1 pseudogene is annotated in these 252 nt (G+C 65.1%); it reads right to left on the reverse strand.

The features are described from left to right. Positions 1–252: pseudogene (locus tag SB753_RS39550) on the reverse strand (hypothetical protein); the annotation flags it as partial.

The raw sequence follows: 252 nt of genomic DNA on the forward strand, positions 1-252 counted from the left end.
GGCGATCACATCGAGATCGTGTTCGATCACGACAACGCTGTGCCCCGCGTCAGCGAGCCGATGCAGCACGCGAATCAGCTTTGCGACGTCGGCCATATGCAGGCCGACAGTCGGTTCGTCGAGCACGTATAGCGTGTGCGGCGCCTTTTGTCCGCGGCGTGTGATGTCGTCGCGCACCTTGCTCAGTTCGGTGACCAGCTTGATGCGCTGCGCCTCGCCGCCCGACAGCGTCGGCGACGGCTGGCCGAGCGT

Origin of the sequence: Paraburkholderia sp. SIMBA_053 (assembly GCF_046534895.1) — a bacterium.
Taxonomy (GTDB): domain Bacteria; phylum Pseudomonadota; class Gammaproteobacteria; order Burkholderiales; family Burkholderiaceae; genus Paraburkholderia; species Paraburkholderia caledonica.